The organism is Vagococcus sp. 211, from assembly GCF_056322705.1.
This window is the reverse complement of the sequence record NZ_CM150475.1, coordinates 701,226-719,131: the sequence shown is the minus strand read 5'-3', so window position 1 is coordinate 719,131 and position 17,906 is coordinate 701,226. Positions and strand designations below refer to the sequence as shown.

The 17,906-nt window shown below is 36.2% G+C and carries 15 protein-coding genes and 1 riboswitch; of the genes, 1 reads left to right on the top strand and 14 read right to left on the bottom strand.

Features of this window, described 5'->3' with window-relative positions; translation table 11 throughout:
• The first annotated feature begins 36 nt into the window (after nucleotides 1-36).
• A complete protein-coding gene (locus ACVWM0_RS03600) occupies nucleotides 37-903 on the top strand; it encodes an SPFH domain-containing protein (RefSeq protein ID WP_476473266.1) in 867 nt (288 codons plus the stop codon).
• Between the two features lie 52 nt (nucleotides 904-955).
• Here ACVWM0_RS03600 and ACVWM0_RS03595 read toward each other — a convergent pair whose 3' ends face one another.
• The 14 genes from ACVWM0_RS03595 to ACVWM0_RS03530 all read right to left on the bottom strand — a co-directional run bounded on the left by ACVWM0_RS03595 (nucleotide 956) and on the right by ACVWM0_RS03530 (nucleotide 17,868).
• The gene (locus ACVWM0_RS03595) at nucleotides 956-1,312 is read right to left on the bottom strand and encodes a phage holin family protein (RefSeq protein ID WP_476473265.1); all 357 of its coding nucleotides are present in this window, start codon (nucleotides 1,310-1,312) and stop codon (nucleotides 956-958) included.
• Complete coding sequence (locus tag ACVWM0_RS03590; protein ID WP_476473264.1) at nucleotides 1,312-1,647, bottom strand: PspC domain-containing protein; 336 nt, start codon at nucleotides 1,645-1,647, stop codon at nucleotides 1,312-1,314. Before ACVWM0_RS03590 ends, ACVWM0_RS03595 begins: the two co-directional genes overlap by 1 nt.
• Nucleotides 1,648-1,676: 29 nt before the next feature.
• Nucleotides 1,677-3,254 (bottom strand): daptomycin-sensing surface protein LiaX, encoded by a 1,578-nt coding sequence (liaX, locus tag ACVWM0_RS03585; protein ID WP_476473263.1) that lies wholly within the window; start codon nucleotides 3,252-3,254, stop codon nucleotides 1,677-1,679.
• 250 nt (nucleotides 3,255-3,504) lie between these two features.
• Entirely contained in the window at nucleotides 3,505-5,589 is a 2,085-nt protein-coding gene (locus tag ACVWM0_RS03580) for a DNA topoisomerase 3 (protein WP_476473262.1), read from the bottom strand.
• Nucleotides 5,522-5,896 (bottom strand): DUF1033 family protein, encoded by a 375-nt coding sequence (locus ACVWM0_RS03575; protein WP_476473261.1) that lies wholly within the window; start codon nucleotides 5,894-5,896, stop codon nucleotides 5,522-5,524. The genes ACVWM0_RS03580 and ACVWM0_RS03575 overlap by 68 nt, the downstream gene beginning before the upstream one ends.
• Before the next feature lie 173 nt (nucleotides 5,897-6,069).
• Nucleotides 6,070-8,718 carry a magnesium-translocating P-type ATPase gene (mgtA, locus tag ACVWM0_RS03570; RefSeq protein ID WP_476473260.1) on the bottom strand — a complete coding sequence of 883 codons (2,649 nt, stop codon included), beginning with the start codon at nucleotides 8,716-8,718 and terminating at the stop codon, nucleotides 6,070-6,072.
• A gap of 186 nt (nucleotides 8,719-8,904) precedes the next feature.
• The gene (locus ACVWM0_RS03565) at nucleotides 8,905-9,426 is read right to left on the bottom strand and encodes a GNAT family N-acetyltransferase (RefSeq protein WP_476473259.1); all 522 of its coding nucleotides are present in this window, start codon (nucleotides 9,424-9,426) and stop codon (nucleotides 8,905-8,907) included.
• 63 nt (nucleotides 9,427-9,489) lie between these two features.
• A riboswitch (M-box (ykoK) riboswitch) is annotated at nucleotides 9,490-9,659 on the bottom strand.
• Between the two features lie 64 nt (nucleotides 9,660-9,723).
• Entirely contained in the window at nucleotides 9,724-10,851 is a 1,128-nt protein-coding gene (gene mnmA / locus ACVWM0_RS03560; protein ID WP_476473258.1) for a tRNA 2-thiouridine(34) synthase MnmA, read from the bottom strand.
• A 166-nt stretch (nucleotides 10,852-11,017) separates the two neighbouring features.
• A complete protein-coding gene (locus ACVWM0_RS03555) occupies nucleotides 11,018-11,359 on the bottom strand; it encodes a cysteine desulfurase (RefSeq protein WP_476473257.1) in 342 nt (113 codons plus the stop codon).
• Between the two features lie 65 nt (nucleotides 11,360-11,424).
• Nucleotides 11,425-12,573: a cysteine desulfurase family protein gene (locus ACVWM0_RS03550; RefSeq protein ID WP_476473256.1), complete on the bottom strand. Its 1,149-nt coding sequence runs from the start codon at nucleotides 12,571-12,573 to the stop codon at nucleotides 11,425-11,427.
• 98 nt (nucleotides 12,574-12,671) lie between these two features.
• On the bottom strand, nucleotides 12,672-14,204 hold the full coding sequence (gene cls / locus ACVWM0_RS03545) for a cardiolipin synthase (RefSeq protein WP_476473255.1): 1,533 nt from the start codon (nucleotides 14,202-14,204) through the stop codon (nucleotides 12,672-12,674).
• A gap of 119 nt (nucleotides 14,205-14,323) precedes the next feature.
• Complete coding sequence (locus ACVWM0_RS03540) at nucleotides 14,324-15,175, bottom strand: aldo/keto reductase (RefSeq protein ID WP_476473254.1); 852 nt, start codon at nucleotides 15,173-15,175, stop codon at nucleotides 14,324-14,326.
• Nucleotides 15,176-15,223: 48 nt separating this feature from the next.
• A complete protein-coding gene (locus ACVWM0_RS03535; RefSeq protein ID WP_476473253.1) occupies nucleotides 15,224-16,645 on the bottom strand; it encodes a DUF1958 domain-containing protein in 1,422 nt (473 codons plus the stop codon).
• Between the two features lie 161 nt (nucleotides 16,646-16,806).
• Nucleotides 16,807-17,868 carry a YdcF family protein gene (locus ACVWM0_RS03530; protein ID WP_476473252.1) on the bottom strand — a complete coding sequence of 354 codons (1,062 nt, stop codon included), beginning with the start codon at nucleotides 17,866-17,868 and terminating at the stop codon, nucleotides 16,807-16,809.
• Nucleotides 17,869-17,906: the final 38 nt, after the last annotated feature.

Here is a 17,906-nt window from a genome sequence, read left to right as displayed (position 1 = left end):
GTGAGACTTTTAGTAATAGACTAAAAGGAGGATAACATGAAAGAGAAAAAAACATTTTATATGAATGGGTACTTAGGTTTGGTTCTATTAATAGCCTTAGTTCTCCTCAGTGGTTACTTATTTATTCAAGGGGCACTCCATGAAAACATGTCTTTAATTATTACTGGGGTGATTATCTTTTTAATATCGGCCCTATTTATCAGTTCCTTAACCATTGTTGGGCCTAATCAAGCCAAAGCCATTTTATTCTTTGGAAAATACCTTGGTACTATTAAAGAAAGCGGCTTATTCATTACCGTTCCTTTAGCTCAAAAATTAGGTATTTCTCTTAAAGTCAGAAACTTAAATAGTTCCGTCTTAAAGGTTAATGATTCTGATGGCAATCCTATCGAAATTTCGGCTGTGGTTGTCTTTCGAGTGGTAGATACTTATCGTTCAATCTTCGGTGTTGATAATTACCGTGATTTTGTCGAAATACAAAGCGAAACAGCCATTCGTCATATCGCTTCTCAGTACCCTTATGACAGCTTTACAGACGATGATATAACGTTAAGAGGGAACACAAGCCAAGTCTCAGAAGAACTTGCTAAAGAGCTTGAAGAACGTTTAGCTATTGCTGGCGTAGAGGTTATTGAAACACGACTCAATCATTTGGCTTATGCCACTGAAATTGCTAGTGCCATGTTGCAACGACAACAAGCTAAAGCTATTTTATCTGCTCGTCAAACCATTGTTGAAGGAGCTGTCTCAATGACTCAAATGGCTCTGGAACAAATTGAAGACGGACAAGACATTCACTTTACAGATGATCGCAAAGTCCAATTAATTAATAACTTATTGGTTTCTATTATTACAGACAAAGGAACACAACCTGTGATCAACACAGGAGATGTGACAAAATAACAAAAAGCCTATCACCTGATAAAAGGTGATAGGCTTTTTTGATGGGTTTCTTTTAATCGTATTTACTTGCATGATGATCTGCCACAATCGCATTCACTAATGACAATAACATTGATATGAATACGGCTGAGCCAAAACTTGAAAAAGCAAAGTTTTGTTCACCAACAAGAATTGATGTGAATTTTAAGATCATCCCATTGATAATAAAACTAAATAATCCTAAGGTTAGTAGTGTAATCGGTAGTGACAAGATGTGGAGTACCGGCTTAACAATTAAGTTAAGGAAGGATAACACCACACTTGCTACAATAGCAATAACAAAACTACTAACATAAAACTGTGATGGAAATAAAACTGAGAGTGAAATAAATGCCATCGTATTAACGATAAGTCGTTGTAGGTAAGACACTAAAAATCGCTCCAGTCATCATCGTCCTTTTCGACTTTTACTGCTTCTTTTCTGGGACGACGGGCTTCTTTGTTGGTATATGGATTACTTTTATAGGGATGGTCAAATCCTCTATCATAGTCATTTCTATTATCTCTTGAATAACCTTGTGGTGCTTTAGGCATTAATAAGGCTAAAGCAATATAAATTAAAACAGGTGATCCTAGTGTAAATAACGACAACAAGACATAAATGATTCTAACGATGGTTGCATCAATCCCGAAGAATTCTGCTACTCCAGCTAGTGACCCTGTTAAGACAATGTTAGTTCTTGATTTTGTTAATCGACGATTCATTTGCTTTCACTCCCTCTATCATTCACTGATTATTTATCAGTATCTTTAATTAATATACTACCAGTTGTACTCGTTAATTCAATACTTAACGCCTCTTCTGATAATTCTCCACGAACAAACTCGATCAATTGGCTTGCTCTGTCTTTCTTTTCGCGTGTAATATCAATGTTTTCTACACGATGTTTAATGCTACCAAAGCTTGTTTTACAGGTTCCCATCAAGCTTTTTTCTTTTGGAACAGCGACTTTAATTGTACCATTTACTACACTACCTACCATACGTTGTAGCTCATCTTTTTCTGGCGTAACACGGATATCTCCATTAATTAAAGACATCTTTATGTTTTCAATGGCTGCTTTTGTTATCATATCACCGTTAACAGAATCACCAATTAAATCTTTGATGGTACTTTCTTTAATATCAACGTCACCATTCACACTCTCCAATTCAAGCATGCTAGCTTCAATGCGCTTAATCGCCATGTCACCATTGGTTGTTTTTAAGTAAATATCATTCACTTCTAAGTCTTTCAACTTAATATCACCATTTAACATTTTAATTGAAATATGGTCATAATGTCTAGCCGGTAAGTAGAAGGTTAAGTCTGCTTTAATTCGTTTGTTAGGAATTTGGAAAGATATCTTATCTTCATCTACCTCAATATCACTGCGTTCTAAAAAGGCTTCAAAAGGTGTTTGGTTCGATGTTTTTCCGTAGAACTTAATCTCTGCTTCCACACGAACATCCTCTTTGTCCCATGATTTGAATGTTGTTTTACCGTTCGCTACTTTGACATCAATAATTGTCGCATCGTTAGCAGGATAAACAAATTCATGTGAGAAGGTTTGAGTGGCAACACCTGGTACTTTGATGTTAATATCTTTCCAATCAACGTTATCATTAACAGTATTCGATACGGCTTCAATGGTTTTTTTAATGAATTGACCAAATTGGCTACCCGCATCTCCTAATCGATCAGATACTTGATCAAAGGTTTCGTTAGCTTGTTCTTTCCAATCTTCAGGAATATCGAATTTATTTTTCCATTCTTCCTTCATGTTTTCTTTTTGTTCTTTCTTAATAGTACGTAAGCTCAATTGTAAATCAGCTTTCTTTTCTTTTAACTCTGATAATGTATCGTTAAAATAAGCCAAGTCATGTTGCATTTGCTCACGTTCTGCTAGCTTAGAGTCAGATAATTCTTCCAAATCTTCTAATGTATTCAGAACCATGATTTCTTCTTCTTTTTCACGAATTTCTTTTTCAATGGCTTGAATTTTAATATTGACTTCATCTAACTTAACAGATGTTTGATTAGCCTCTTCCGCTAATGCTGATAAAATTTCTTCTAATTGCTCTTTGTCTTTCCATTCAGCCTCCATTGTTTCTTGTGCGACTTGGTCTTCCGTTTCTAGACTAGTCTCTAGTGAATCATAATAATTTTTGGCTTCGTCTACTACCGGTTGTCTTTTATTGGCATCAGTGGCTTCTTTATCAATTAATTTTTCGTCTTTTTCTGTCGCTATATTCTCTAATAATATTAACGCTTCTTCAGTTGAAATCACGCCTACTTTTACTAATTCTAAAATTCTTTCTCTTTCTTGCATGTATATAGCCTCCCTAGTAAGTTTTATTAACTCATTTACCTTACATTACTATTATGCTATCTAAACGATCATTTGTCATAGGACTTGAGTTGGATTTATTTGTCTAATTAAGGTCTGAACTCTGCTTCAGTCTTTATACATCACTCATCCAAATCGTTACGGACTATTCCACTACTAATATCATACTAAATATAAACAAGCTTTTCTAGTGTCTGGGTTTGGTCTTAATAAAAAAAAGACAGACTAAGGCCTAGTCTGTCTCTTGTCCCAACGCAGCTTTTAAAGCTAACGCTAAGGGGCTTTCTTGTTCCTCTTCTTCTTGATTCATTTTTTTCATTAATTTTCGTTCTTCATGTTTGCTCATTTTACGGTTCTTTTTGGTTTGTTTTTCTAACTTTTCCGTTAGATTACACGTCATACATTTAAAGTACGAACCGTTTTTATTTTCTAGTATCACCATTTTTTTCTTACATTGGGAACATCTCTTATTAGATACTTTCGCATCTTTACGTCGGCGATACTTACATGAGTCACTGGTACATAGATAGATGACACCATCTCTAGTACTCTTTTCTCTTAATTTCTCACCACACTCTGGGCATTCTTTCATGGTTACTGAATGGTCTACATATTTAGACTCGCTGTGTTTGATCTCTTTCACTAAACGATGGGCTTCTTTTTCAATCTCTTTGATAAAGGCTGCTTTGCTTAATTGGCCTGTTTCGATTGCTGCCAGTGATTTTTCCCAACTCTCAGTTAATTCTGGTGTAACTAAGGAAGGATTAACAAGCTCTAGTAGCTGTTTTCCTTTAGGCGTTGTTGATAACTTGCCTGTACTACGAGCCATGAGTTCACTACTGATTAACTTCTCAATAATTTCAGCTCTGGTAGCCGGCGTGCCTAAATGATGTTTTTCCATTTGCCCCAGTAAAGTTGCTTCTGATAGAAAACTTGGTGGGCTCGTCAATTCTTTTCGGTAAGAAAAATTAGCTTTTACTTTTTGGCCTTTTGTCACTGATAGACCTTGTTTATGACCTTCAGCGTTTGTTTTCCATCCAGCCTCTAATACTTTTGTTTGTTGGAACACAAAAGAATCCTTGCCGCTAGACACCGTAACTTTTTGTTTACTTGTAATAGAAGGACCTTGGAATAACCCTAAAAAGCGCTCAACTATTAACCGATAAATTTTCATTTCATCATTGTCTAATTTTTCTAAGCGTGGGGCTTGTTCTGTTGGTATCAATCCGTGATGATCCGTTACTTTTTGATTTTGGAATACATTGGTTTGTTGTACCTTGCTTCCGTTTTTAATAATCCCTTTAACAAGAGTTGGATTCATCACAAGAACTGCATGTAAACGATCCGTCATGGTGCTCTTCATATCTGTCGTTAAATGTTTTGAATCCGTTCTTGGGTACGTGACAATCTTATGTGTTTCGTATAGAGATTGAATCACAGATAGTGTCTTTTTCGCTGAATATTGATAACGAATATTGGCTTCTCTTTGTATTTCTGTTAAGTCATAAGGAAGTGGTGCTGCTTCTTTATTGGTTTTTTCTGTGATATCTGTCACTGAAAACGACTGAGCCATGAGCTCTTTTACTTTTCCTTGTACTTTTTCTTCCTCTTTTAAACTTCTTGGATGACTTAAAGTCATTTGCCCCTTAGTGCCTTGATGTTCCATCTCTATAACAAAGTAGGTTTCAGGTTTGAACGTCTCTATTTTACGTTCTTGCTTTCTAACCATGGCAAGTGTTGGGGTTTGTACCCTACCTGCTGATAAATTATCTTTGTATTTTACAGTCAACGCTCTTGTTACATTAAGTCCGATTAACCAATCTGCTTCAGAACGTGCTAGAGCTGAGGCATATAAATTATCATACTCTTTACTTGGGCGTAATTGACGGAATCCTTGTTTAATCGCTTGGTCTGTTTGAGAAGAAATCCATAATCGTTTAACCGGCTTATTGAATTTAGCATACTCTAGAATCCATCTAGCAACCAACTCTCCTTCACGTCCAGCATCCGTTGCTATTACTGCTTCAGATACATCCCCACGTTTCGCTAATTGACTAATCGCTTTTAATTGTGGACGGGTCTTTGGTAAAGGTTTTATTCCTGATTTCTTTGGTACCATGGGTAGATCTTCCATACGCCATTCTGACCATTCTTTATTGTAGTCTTCAGGCATCTTCAATCCTAATAAATGCCCCAATGCCCATGTGACAATCACATCTTTTCCTTCTATATAACTCTTATGCTTTTCATTAGCACCTAGAACCTTTGCTAAGTCTCGAGCAACACTTGGCTTTTCCGCTATGATCAACTGTTTCATTGTTTTCATTATCCTTATCGTCTATTTTTTTGTTGTCTTTTAATAGAATCAATCCTTTATAGGCTTGTAAATCTTCATCGCAATCTTCACAAAAAATTAGTTCTCCCTCGTTCCAAAATGCAACCATATACGGATTTTTACATCTATTTTTTTCATACTCGTCTTCTAGTTTATCATACATTGAAAGGAAGTAGCTTTCAGCTTCTGTAAAAGTTGAAAATAATTGCTCACTTATAATGTCTTCACGCCATTCTTCAAAAAACCACCATGGCTCATTTTCACCATACATCTCTACTACTTGATACATATTCTGTTACCTCTCCCTTTATCCTCACTGTCTTTTAATTATAAGATTAGGCGATTTCACAAAATATAACAACTAATTAGTCTTATCTATCTCTCCTTTTGTGTCAAAAAGAAATGGACCTTGTTCAAATAAAAAATAAGGCAGACCTTTAATGGTTTGCCTTATTCTTATTGTTAGAGTAACTCACCGTAACGATTAACATATAACTTCTTAACAAACATAACCAAGATTAAGTATGCAACAACGGTTAAGCCTAACCAACCCCAGAAAGAAGCGGGTAGTGGTGCTAACCCTAAATTCTCACCAAAAGCAGTAAATGGTAAAATACTTCCAATGGCGATACCTAATGTTGTTAGAGTCGTCACAACGAATGACGCATTACTTTGTAAGAATGGAATCTTAGGTGTACGTAACGTGTGAATGACTAATGTTTGTGACCATAATGACTCAACAAACCAACCAGCATGGAACACTGCAATGAATAATGCTTGTTGTTCTATATTAAGAGAGGCATAAGGGCCACCTACTACAGCGGGACAAATAACATAAAACATCAGAGCATACGTTGTAATATCAAAGATAGAGCTTGTTGGCCCTAACCACACCATGAATGACCCCATACTTGACGCGTCCCAATTTTTAGGTTCTTCTAGATACTCATCATCCATATTATCCCACGGAATAGACATACATGAAATATCATAAATTAAGTTTAAGAATAGTAATTGTAAAGGTAACATTGGAAGGAAAGGTAAAAAGATACTTGCTACTACAACAGAGAACATGTTCCCAAAGTTAGAGCTTGCTGTCATCTTAACGTACTTCATAATGTTACCAAATGTGATACGACCTGCTAAAATACCGCGCTCTAATACCATTAAATCCTTATCTAATAAGATAACATCTGCTGATTCTTTGGCAATATCTACTGCTGTATCCACAGATATACCAACATCTGCTTCTTTCATTGCTGGCGCATCGTTAATACCATCTCCCATAAATCCAACCGTGTGACCTGCTTCTCTCAATACACGAACCAAACGTGTTTTTTGAGCAGGTGTTAGTTTAACAAAAATGTTATGCTTCTCAGCCACCACTTTTAATTCACTGTCACTCAATTGTGATAACTCATTACCAGAAATTAAGGTTTCGTTTTCTAAACCAACTTGTTTACATACGGATTTAGTCACAAGTGCGTTATCTCCAGTCAATACTTTAACTGTGACTCCATGTTTTGCTAAGGCTTCTAAGGCTTCTTTTGTTGACTCTTTTGGCGGATCAAGGAACGCCAAGTACCCTATTAGAACCATCTCACATTCATCTTTCACTGAAAATTCGTCTACCACTGATGGGTTCGTTTTTTGAGCGACACCAATTACTCTTAAACCATCCTCGTTTAACTCATCCACTGTTTTTAAAATCGTTTGACGTAAATCTTCAGTTAAAGGCATGATTTGGCCTTTGTAATCAACATAGCTAGAGATATCAAGCATCTCTTCTACAGCACCTTTAGTAATCATTTGTGTCTTGCCTGTTTTATCTTCAATCACGACACTCATACGACGACGAGTAAAATCAAAAGGAATTTCATCGACTTTTTTATAATCATCCACTGAAATATCCAATTCTTCTCCAGCCGCATCAATAATGGCTTTATCCATTAAATTTTTCAGACCTGTTTGATAATAGCTATTGAAGAAAGCATGTTTTAACACACGACTGTCTTCTTTTCCATCCACATCTAAATGATATTCTAAAATGATTTTATCTTGTGTTAATGTTCCTGTTTTATCTGTACATAAAATATCAATGGCTCCAAAATTTTGAATGGAATTCAAATTTTTAACGATGGTGCCTTTTTTAGCCATTGTTGACGCACCTTTTACAAGATTCGTTGTAACAATCATCGGTAACATTTCAGGTGTTAATCCCACGGCTACAGATAAACCGAATAGAAAAGCTTCTAACCAATCCCCTTTTGTTAACCCGTTAATTAAGAAGACTGCAGGCGCCATAACTAACATGAAACGAATCAATAACCATGACGTCTTGCTAATCCCCACATCAAAGTTTGTTACAGTAGACGATTCTGTTACGTCTTTGGCAATTTGGCCAAATAATGTATCGTTACCCACGGCTACTACAACACCAAGAGCACTACCACTCACGACATTACTTCCCATATAGGCCATGTTTTCAAAATCTGTTTCTGATGCCGTATCATCCATGTCATACTGTGCTCGTTTTTCAACAGGATAACTTTCCCCTGTCATCGCAGCTTGAGAAACAAATAAGTCTTTCGTTTGGTATAACCGAATATCAGCAGGTATCATATCTCCAGCAGATAATTTAATCACATCACCACACACTAATTCTTCAATAGGTAATTCTGCCTCTTCCCCTTTTCGAAGAACCGTTGCTGTTACTTTAACTAAATTACTTAGTTTCTCTGCTGCTTGATTAGACCTCACAGACTGAATTAATGTCATCGTTCCACTCAAAACAACCATGGCAACAATGATTAATACACCCATCAAATCTTTTTCCCCTGCTGGAGCAATCACATAATCAGTAACAAATGAAATAATAGCTAATGTGATTAATACCACTGTAAAAGGCGTAAAATAAGCTTTTAACGCCTCAACAATAAACGGAGTCTTTTTTCCATGAGAAATAACATTTTCTCCAAATTCTTCCCTTGATTGATCTGCTTCTTGATTGCTTAATCCTCTTAACGAGCTATTAAACATGCTTAAAATATTTTCTGCACTTGCTTGGGCAAAAAATGTGTAATTTTTTTCTTTATGCGTTTTATTTTCCATACTAGTTTAACCTTCTCTCTTCTTTTCCCGTATCATTTTAGTGATGGGGCTGGCGAAAGAAGTGTTTTATTAAAAAGAGTAAATTCATCCTAGTATTGATTATTTAGAAACAAATAAACAATAGCATTCTGCTTAATAAAACTCATTCTTTTCCGCGAGCCCTTAAAACTTCGACTCTGACTACTGTCATCCATTTGTTTCCATCTCCTTTAAGTATGTATTATGGGTTAATTTCTTCTCAAATTCCTTTAGAAGAACACCCTTTCCAGTGATTATGTCATGGTTTGTTAGATAACCTAATTGTTCATAAAAACGCCACGCTGATTCTCTACCAGTCAAATAGGTTTTTTTGAATCCTAATTCCTTAGCAAGTTGTTCTGCAAACGCCATTAATCTCAGACCTAAACCTTGTCCTTGCATAGAAGGGTCGATTGCGACTTGCTGAATTCGCATCGTTTTGTTGTCCCATTCGCTTAGCATTAATGTTCCTACAACACGCTCATCTTCTAACACTACCACATGCCAATTGTCTTGTTCTTCTAAGGGTAGTTCAGATATTAATGGGGTATTAGCTGTTTTTTTCAACAACTCATTCCGCAAATAAATCCCTGCCCAATACTCTGTGCTTCCAAAGTAAGTTAATCTCAATGTTACTGTTTTACCATTGTCCTCATTCCTTTCTTTTTTCACTAAATAGATGTTAAACAAACAAAAAACCTTCCGCCAAAACTCGACGAAAGGTTGTATCACTGCATATTAAAAAGACCAATAGCAAAGATTGAATTCGTGGAGTTTTAGCACTATACAACGTAAAAGCAGTTGCTTTAGCTACGTTAAAGAATACCTTATATCGATAATCTCTGTTATACCCATTGGCATCTCTCGATGTTTTTGGGCAGTAGCCTATGTTTGTATAGGAGCCTCACCTAACTAATCTATTCAGTTGTTTTACAAATCGAACTATATCCTATATTTTGGACATTGTCAACAACGATAATAAAATAACTAAACGTATTGTAACGTTTCTGAATCTTTGAAAGCCGTATCAATCACACCGCCACCGAGACATTCCATGCCATCATAAAAAACAACAGCTTGCCCTGGTGTAATCGCTCTAACCGGCTCAATAAAAATAACTTTTGCTTTGGTTTGATCCTCGTTTAATATTACTTTTACACGAGTATCTTGTTGACGGTATCTAAATTTAGCCGTGCATTCAAATTCTTTTGGTTTTGGTTCATTGGTTGTGAAATGAATCATACTGGCATCCAAATGTGTGGCATATAAATGGTCATGATGGAAGCCTTGTCCGACTAATAACGTGTTCGTTGCTAATTCTTTGCCCACAACAAACCATGGTTCACTTGAATCCCCTTGTCCACCACCAATACCTAACCCTTGACGTTGACCAATTGTATAATACATTAAACCGGCGTGGTCTCCTTTAACGTCTCCTTCTAAAGTCACCATTTTTCCAGGTTGTGCTGGTAAATATTTCCCTAAAAATTCTTTAAAATTCTTTTCACCAATGAAACACACACCAGTAGAATCTTTTTTCTTAGCAGTAGCTAAATTTCCTCGTTCTGCAATCTCTCGCACTTCTTTTTTCTCCATGCCACCTAAAGGGAACATCGTCTTCTCTAATTGTTCTTGAGATAATTGACTTAAGAAATACGTTTGGTCTTTATTTTGATCAATACCACGTAACATATGAGATAGGCCGTTTTCATCTCTTTCTACTTGTGCATAGTGTCCTGTTGCGACAAAATCAGCACCAAGTTGCATAGCATAATCTAAAAAGGCCTTAAATTTAATTTCTTTATTACACATAACATCAGGATTAGGCGTTCTACCTTGTCTGTACTCTTCTAAGAAATACTCGAAAACTCTGTCCCAGTATTCTTTTTCAAAGTTAACTGAATAGTAAGGTATACCAATCTGGTTCGCTACCTTAGCCACATCTTTATAATCTTCTGTAGCAGTACATACCCCGTTCTCATCTGTATCGTCCCAATTTTTCATGAACACACCGATGACATCATACCCTTGTTCTTTTAGCAATAAGGCTGTTACAGAAGAGTCCACTCCCCCGCTCATTCCTACTACTACTCTTGTTTGACTATTATCTGTCATTACTTCACCATCATTTCTTCTCGATTCTGAATCTCACTACGATTTGAAGGTCGTATTTTCAGTTCCTCTATTATAGAACTTTTTTCCATAAATTACATCTTTTTCACTTAATTTATTAGAATTTAACAAAAAAAGAGACCCACGATTACAGGGTCCCTTATCTGTCTTATGCTTTTTCTAAGCAAGAAAAATGAATCATATCATCCATAATATAGAAAAATTGATCTTGTTTTTCTTTTTGTTTCTCATCTTTGAAGACATTCATTGCTTTCATGCCATTCGCCGTTGTAATCGACATTTTCAATGTCTTCAAATCAGAAGCAACGGTTAATTTTAATTTAGGGCTTTGTTTGTTTTGTGGATTTGTATCCAATGCTCTGACAAACTGGAAGTTTCCAGAAGCGGTTTCTTTAAATCCATAATCTTTAAAAGCATATGGTCTTGCTTTTTCGTTCACTTTATAAAACACTGAACAACCTTCTACTGTTGCTTTATCAAAAAATGCCATGCTCATCCTCCTAATAAATCAATTCTACTCCATTATAACAAACTCCAAACAAAAATCTATCTTTCTTATGACTTTAATTGCTCGATACTCTCTATCAACGTGCTAGAAAATCGACGAATATCTTCTTCTGTCACACCTAATCCAAAACTAATCCGAATAGACTCTGATGCGGCTATTTGCTCATCTGGACGTAGTTTCTTTATTATTTTAGAAGGTTTGACATCCCCCGCAGAACACGCAGAGCCTGTAGAAATAGCAAAACCTGCCAAATCCAAACGAGACAACAATAGATTATTAGGGACACCTTTAATCCACAAGTTTAGAATGTGTGCCAAATCGCTTGGAAGATGACCATTTAACTCAAAGGCTACTCCTTGTTGCTCCAAAGCTTCTAATAAGATGTCTTTAAACATGCGATAAGTTGTGGCATGCTGTTCTTTCACTTCATCTGTTAGTAATTCCGTTGCTTTAGCCAACCCAACAATACTAGACAAATTCTCTGTTCCAGCACGTTTTTTTTCTTCTTGGTCTCCCCCATGGAACAACACAGGTATCACAGCCCCCTGTTTCACGTAATGGAACCCAATCCCTTTTGGACCGTTTATTTTATGACCTGAAATGGATAAATAATCAACACATAATTCTTTTACATTGATGACTTCAGTACCAAATGCTTGGACGGCATCTGTATGGAATAAGGCTTGATGCTGTTCTAACACCTCACCGATTTCTCTAATTGGGAAAATAGCACCCGTTTCATTGTTACCATACATGACACTGACTAAAATCGTATCATCCCTCAACGCTTCTTTTACTGATTCTACTGTGATTGAACCTGTCGCATCTACAGGTAAATAGGTCACCTCAAAGCCTGTCATTTCTAAATAAGCCATCGCTTCAGAGACCGCACTATGTTCTACCTCTGTCGTAATCAAATGTTTCCCTAATTCTTGCCGGGCAAGAGCAGCTTGAATAATGACTGTGTTATCCCCTTCTGTTCCACCACTATTAAAAATAATTTCATCTGGTAAAGCATGAATGCTCTTGGCCACTTGTTCTCTAGCCATCTCTAATTCAAAGTGTGCTTTTCTTCCGAACTGATGCGTACTGGACGGATTACCGTACACTGTTTCCATCACACGGACCATCTCTTGAATGACTTCAGGTCTCATAGGCGTCGTTGCTGCATGATCCAAATAAACCGCTTTTTTCATTGTTCTCACTTCTTCCTAGTCTTATGTAACATATCATATAATACTTTTCTCTTTAGGGCACGAAAAAAACTCCTTATTTTTCATAAGGAGTCCTTTCGTTACATCAGTGGAGCAAAAACACCCAAAACAGCACGGCCAACACGTTGAACCCACGTAATATCTTCTGCCTCTTTCAACGTAATCTGGTGACTCTTAGCTTCTGTGTCTAAGTGATCTCTGTAAACTGCTTCAACACCTTTAGATTTGTACATCCATACACCACATTCTAAATGTAAGAATAGACTACGGTAATCAAGATTCACTGTTCCAACGGTTGCATACAAATCATCCACAACAAAGGTTTTAGAATGAATGAACCCAGGTGTGTACTCAAATATTTTAACCCCTGCTTCAATTAACTGGGCATAATTTGATTTGGTTACAGCGTGGACATACCATTTATCTGGAATATGTGGTGTAATAATACGAACATCAACGCCACCTTTTGCCGAAGTACATAAGGCTTCCATCAATAAATTATCAATGATTAAATAAGGTGTCGTTATATAGACGTATTTTTTCGCTCGGTTAATCAAATTCAAATAAGTGTTCATTCCGACTGTTTCCTGATCAAAGGGTGAGTCTACATAAGGCTGATAGTATCCTTCTGGTTCTGGTAATTCCCCTGGTTTAAATTCAGGATAATAACGAGACAAATCAGGATCTGGTTCATTAATAAATTCCCATAAAGATAAAAATAGTAACGTAAAGCCCCAAGCGGCTTCTCCTTTTACCATAATGGAATTATCTTTCCAATGCCCAATTCTGTTGTACTCATTGATGTATTCATCTGCTAAGTTAATGCCACCTGTAAAGGCAACTTTCCCATCAATAATCGTGATTTTTCTATGGTTACGATTGTTGAAGATAGGTGATAAAACAGGAATAAATGGATTAAATACGCAACACTTGATACCCATGTTTTCTAATTTACGGTAATAGTAGTGAGGAAGGGTGTACAAACAGCCAAAGTCGTCATAAACAAACCTAACATCCAAGCCTTCTTTTGCTTTTCGTCCAAGGACCTCTAAAATAGCATCCCACATCTTGCCTTCACTGACAATAAAGTACTCCATAAAGATGTATTTTTCTGCCTTTTCTAACTCTTCTAACATGGCAGCAAAAGCCTCTTCCCCCACAGGAAAATAGTCACTCGTTGTATGGCTAAACAACTCACCTTCACCAAATTGGCTCAAGTAATTAGACTGAATCATAGCGTCTAAATTACCATCTGTTATCGCTACGTCCCTGACTGTTTTATCATTCATTTCTTTTTCTTTTGCTTGAATTAACCGCATTTTCCGCTTGTCTTTTTTAGAGAACCGCACACGACCAAAAACCAAATAAATAATCGTACCAAAAATGGGAATTAACATAATTGGAATGATCCAGGCAATCTTATAGGCGGGGTTGCTTCGATTATTGACAATCTTAATAATAACTGCAGCGGAGACGATAATGTATGTCGTATAAAAATAAACAAAATATTCGTTAAATCTAAAGATAATAGCAAACAATAACCCCAACTGAAGTAGTATGAGTAACCCAATAATAATGGCTCTATTCGAAATGAGCTTAATAAATTTTTCCATTTCTTCACCTCTCTTTATTTACAACTAAACATCATATCCTAATTAAAAATATCTTGCAACTGATAGCCTATCATTTTAAAAAGAGATAGCACTACTTTCTTGTGCTATCTCTTTGGTTATTAATAATCTTTTGTATCTGGATTTGGCGCGTTACCTGCTTTGCCGTGAACAGCATCAATCACTGCCATCTGTTCCTCTGTTAAGTCAAAATCAAACAACTGAGCATTAGAAATAATCCTCTCTGGTGTAACAGATTTTGGCAAGGGTAAAAAACCTTTTTGTAGCGACCAACGTAATACAAGTTGTGCCACACTTTTCCCAGTGTCTTTTGATAAGGTTTGTAGTTCCGGTACAGCAAAAATTTTCCCTGTCCCGAGTGGACTATATCCCTCAATCAAGATATTATGCTCTGAACAATACCTAACAATATCAGGTTGAGCGTCACTTGGATTAAGATAAATTTGGTTCACTGCAGGAACAATGCGACATGTTTCAAGTAACGATGTTAAATGATGTGGGTGGAAATTAGATACGCCAATACTTTTAGCCTTCCCTTGTTCCACAGCTTCTTCCATGGCTTTCCATGTCTCTTGATTCACTTCTTGCCACTTATCTCTGAATGGTTTTGGATTAGGCCAATGAATTAAATACAAATCCACATAATCTAAACCTAATTTTTCCAAAGAGGTATCCAACGCTTTTGAAACATCTGAATATAAACGATCCGTGTTCCATAATTTGGTTGTGATAAATAACTCATCTCGAGGAATACCACTTGCTTTAATCGCACGGCCTACACTTTCTTCATTCCCATAAATAGCTGCGGTATCGATGTGACGATAACCGGCAGATAAAGCTTCTAAAACAGCTTTCTCAGCAACGTCTCCATCTGGTGTTTGCCAAGTGCCAAAACCTAAAACTGGAATCTCAACGCCATTGTTCATTTCATATGTACTCGTTAATGATATCATGTTATCTCCTCCTTACTCCATAGTATAGATAACCTACCCTCATTTCAATTATCTACCACTTTTTCCTCGCATTTTCCGTGCTTTTTTTCTCTTTCTATTTTGATTAGCCAAAATAAGAATCATCATTAACAACAAGATAACAATGATAAGCAAAGCAATCGTTGTATACTTCACAATAGGACGGTTAAAATCTAACTCATGATTCAATAAATCTTTCCCTATCGTCTTTAAACTTGTCTTCTTTTTGGGTGCTTTTTTATCACTGGACACCAAGTCTTTGCCTTTTTTGTCTAACACTTTAACTTGTGGGACATTGACAGTTTCGGATACAAGAGGTAACGATGTCTCTATTTCTAAAATCCCTTGATTCGTCACATTAAAGGTTGGTGTTGCTTTATCTTTAACAACAGCGTAGGCATCTTCTTGAAGAATAACCGGAACACCGTTCAAGTCTTGCTCTCCCTTATCTAAAACCTTACTGTAGGTAAAGTGAGAAAAACCATAATCTAAAATCGCATTAGTAAATGGGTGACGTTTGTATTCTCCCGTTTGATCTGACCAATCTCCAACACCAAACACCACAGCAATCAAACGTAAGCCATCTTTTTCTGCTGTCATATCGATGTTAAAAGCACCTGAAGGACTTGATCCCGTTTTCAATCCATCTACACCAGGATAATCATACTCTAATCCTGGCAGTGAATAGTTATAAGTATCAAAGGTTTCTTCATAAGGTGTGCCTTTCATTACTGTGACCTTAGGATCTTTCGTATACGTTAAAATATCTGGGTAATCATTTAATAGATGATACGTAAAAATAGCAAAATCTTTCGCTGTTGTCACATTAGACCCTTCTTGATTCAAGGCTGTTTGGTCGACACCAGGCATTCCGTATAATCCTTGAAAAGCAGATATTTCAGCGCCCGTTGCATTCACAATATGAGTCTCTTTCATTCCCATCTCTTGTGCCTTGGCATTCATTTTCTCTAAAAATGTCACCGCATCAGGTTCTACCAATTCCGCTAACATCATTGTTGCAATATTTGATGACGGAACAAGAGCCATTGGAATTAACTCTTTCACTGGATACGACACCCCTGCCTGAATATTGTTATTACTAATCGCATAAATCTGAGCGATTTGGGCATGACGTTCTGTTGCTGTAACCATCGTCTCTTTATTAAATTTTCCTTGTTCCATGGCTTCATACGTCAAATAGATTGCCATCAATTTCATGATACTCGCTGGGTTATGAGAGTTTTCACTCTTATCTTCCCATAAAACATGCCCCGTATTGGCATCAATTAAAATGGCTGATTTCGGTTGGTCCGATGGATTAACAGTATAGTCAGATTGATTCATCAAATCCATCATTGTAGGCATCTCTCCATATGCCTTACCACCTGTCAAAAATAAGCCGATACTCACTAAGCAAAACAGTGCTACTAATTTAAATCCTTTGTTCTTCATACAACAAACCCTTCCCTTACACATTTAATTAAATTAACTATATCAAACAAAGTCTCCTTTGAATACTATAAAAATAAGCATGTTACCAAAAAAAAGAATGGTTACTAGTTGATAACTATCAAAATATATTATTTTGATAGTTATCTTAAGTAATCATTCTTTTATAGAATAAGTTGTATCACTAAAAACAATAAGGACACCACAAAAATAGAACTCAGCACGATGATATGTTTTCTTTTAGAAAAATGTAAATACCCAATGTACTCTCTAATAAATGCTGTTGGTAAATAATAACATTTGGTCCTTGATCCGACTGCTCTTGCAAATATTCCAATCTTATTCCCTAATTTGCCCGCTCTTAACACATGGTAATTATTAGATGCCAAGACAATGTTTTTACGATTAAAATCTTTAATATTATCATTCTTATAAGCAATTTGCTCAGAAAACTGTAAATTCTCTTTTGTATTCGTTGATTTTTCTTCTAAATAAACACAGTTAATCTCATAACCTTTGTCCTCAATATAATTCATCATCGCTTGTGCTTCTGATATTTTTTCATCCGGTCCTTGTCCACCTGATAATATTATCGTTGGATGATGCTGATATTTTTTAACTTGTTTGTCATACAACGCTACCCCTGCGTCAATACGACTAGCAAGAAGAGGCGTCACTCTTTCTCCATTAATCAATCCTGCTCCTAAAACAATAATATAGTCTACTTTATAGGTGATTGGAAACCAATTATAAAGAAGAGACGTTAAAAAATAAAAGAAAAAAATACTTACAATATAGCCAAAACTCAGTGAGATGAAGCTAGATAAACTTGTAATATACGGATTACTACTATAATAAGCAACAACCAATAGCATCACTTGAAATAAAATTAAACCAACCCCTACGATGAGTGGCAATAAATTACTGATAGAAAAACCTTCTTTTTTTAACAAGACCCGTTCATTCCAGAACAAGCCAATAACACCTGCAGTCATGCCAAAAATACTGATCAATAATAGCAAGATAATAGCTGGTAATGCGAGGAAAACAGCTAATCTGCTATTAACTGCTTCTAACTTGACGATAACTGTTAAATAGATGGTTGACACTGATATGAAAAATAAAAAACCTGTCCACAAACTTGTGGGACGATAAAACACGCTGTAACTAAAACACAGAACAGGAACCACAACAAAAAATAAAACCCAAACCACCGTTGCTGACATTACTTACCTCCTATAACTATTTCTAGTTGTTAGTTTAA

Bases quoted from the DNA above. Each gene is read 5' to 3' on its own strand.
- ACVWM0_RS03600 (WP_476473266.1), top strand. From the start codon at position 37: ATGAAAGAGAAAAAAACATTTTATATGAATGGGTACTTAGGTTTGGTT.
- ACVWM0_RS03590 (WP_476473264.1), bottom strand. From the start codon at position 1,647: ATGAATCGTCGATTAACAAAATCAAGAACTAACATTGTCTTAACAGGG.
- liaX (WP_476473263.1), bottom strand. From the start codon at position 3,254: ATGCAAGAAAGAGAAAGAATTTTAGAATTAGTAAAAGTAGGCGTGATT.
- ACVWM0_RS03580 (WP_476473262.1), bottom strand. From the start codon at position 5,589: ATGAAACAGTTGATCATAGCGGAAAAGCCAAGTGTTGCTCGAGACTTA.
- ACVWM0_RS03575 (WP_476473261.1), bottom strand. From the start codon at position 5,896: ATGTATCAAGTAGTAGAGATGTATGGTGAAAATGAGCCATGGTGGTTT.
- mgtA (WP_476473260.1), bottom strand. From the start codon at position 8,718: ATGGAAAATAAAACGCATAAAGAAAAAAATTACACATTTTTTGCCCAA.
- mnmA (WP_476473258.1), bottom strand. From the start codon at position 10,851: ATGACAGATAATAGTCAAACAAGAGTAGTAGTAGGAATGAGCGGGGGA.
- ACVWM0_RS03555 (WP_476473257.1), bottom strand. From the start codon at position 11,359: ATGGCATTTTTTGATAAAGCAACAGTAGAAGGTTGTTCAGTGTTTTAT.
- ACVWM0_RS03550 (WP_476473256.1), bottom strand. From the start codon at position 12,573: ATGAAAAAAGCGGTTTATTTGGATCATGCAGCAACGACGCCTATGAGA.
- cls (WP_476473255.1), bottom strand. From the start codon at position 14,204: ATGGAAAAATTTATTAAGCTCATTTCGAATAGAGCCATTATTATTGGG.
- ACVWM0_RS03540 (WP_476473254.1), bottom strand. From the start codon at position 15,175: ATGATATCATTAACGAGTACATATGAAATGAACAATGGCGTTGAGATT.
- ACVWM0_RS03535 (WP_476473253.1), bottom strand. From the start codon at position 16,645: ATGAAGAACAAAGGATTTAAATTAGTAGCACTGTTTTGCTTAGTGAGT.
- ACVWM0_RS03530 (WP_476473252.1), bottom strand. From the start codon at position 17,868: ATGTCAGCAACGGTGGTTTGGGTTTTATTTTTTGTTGTGGTTCCTGTT.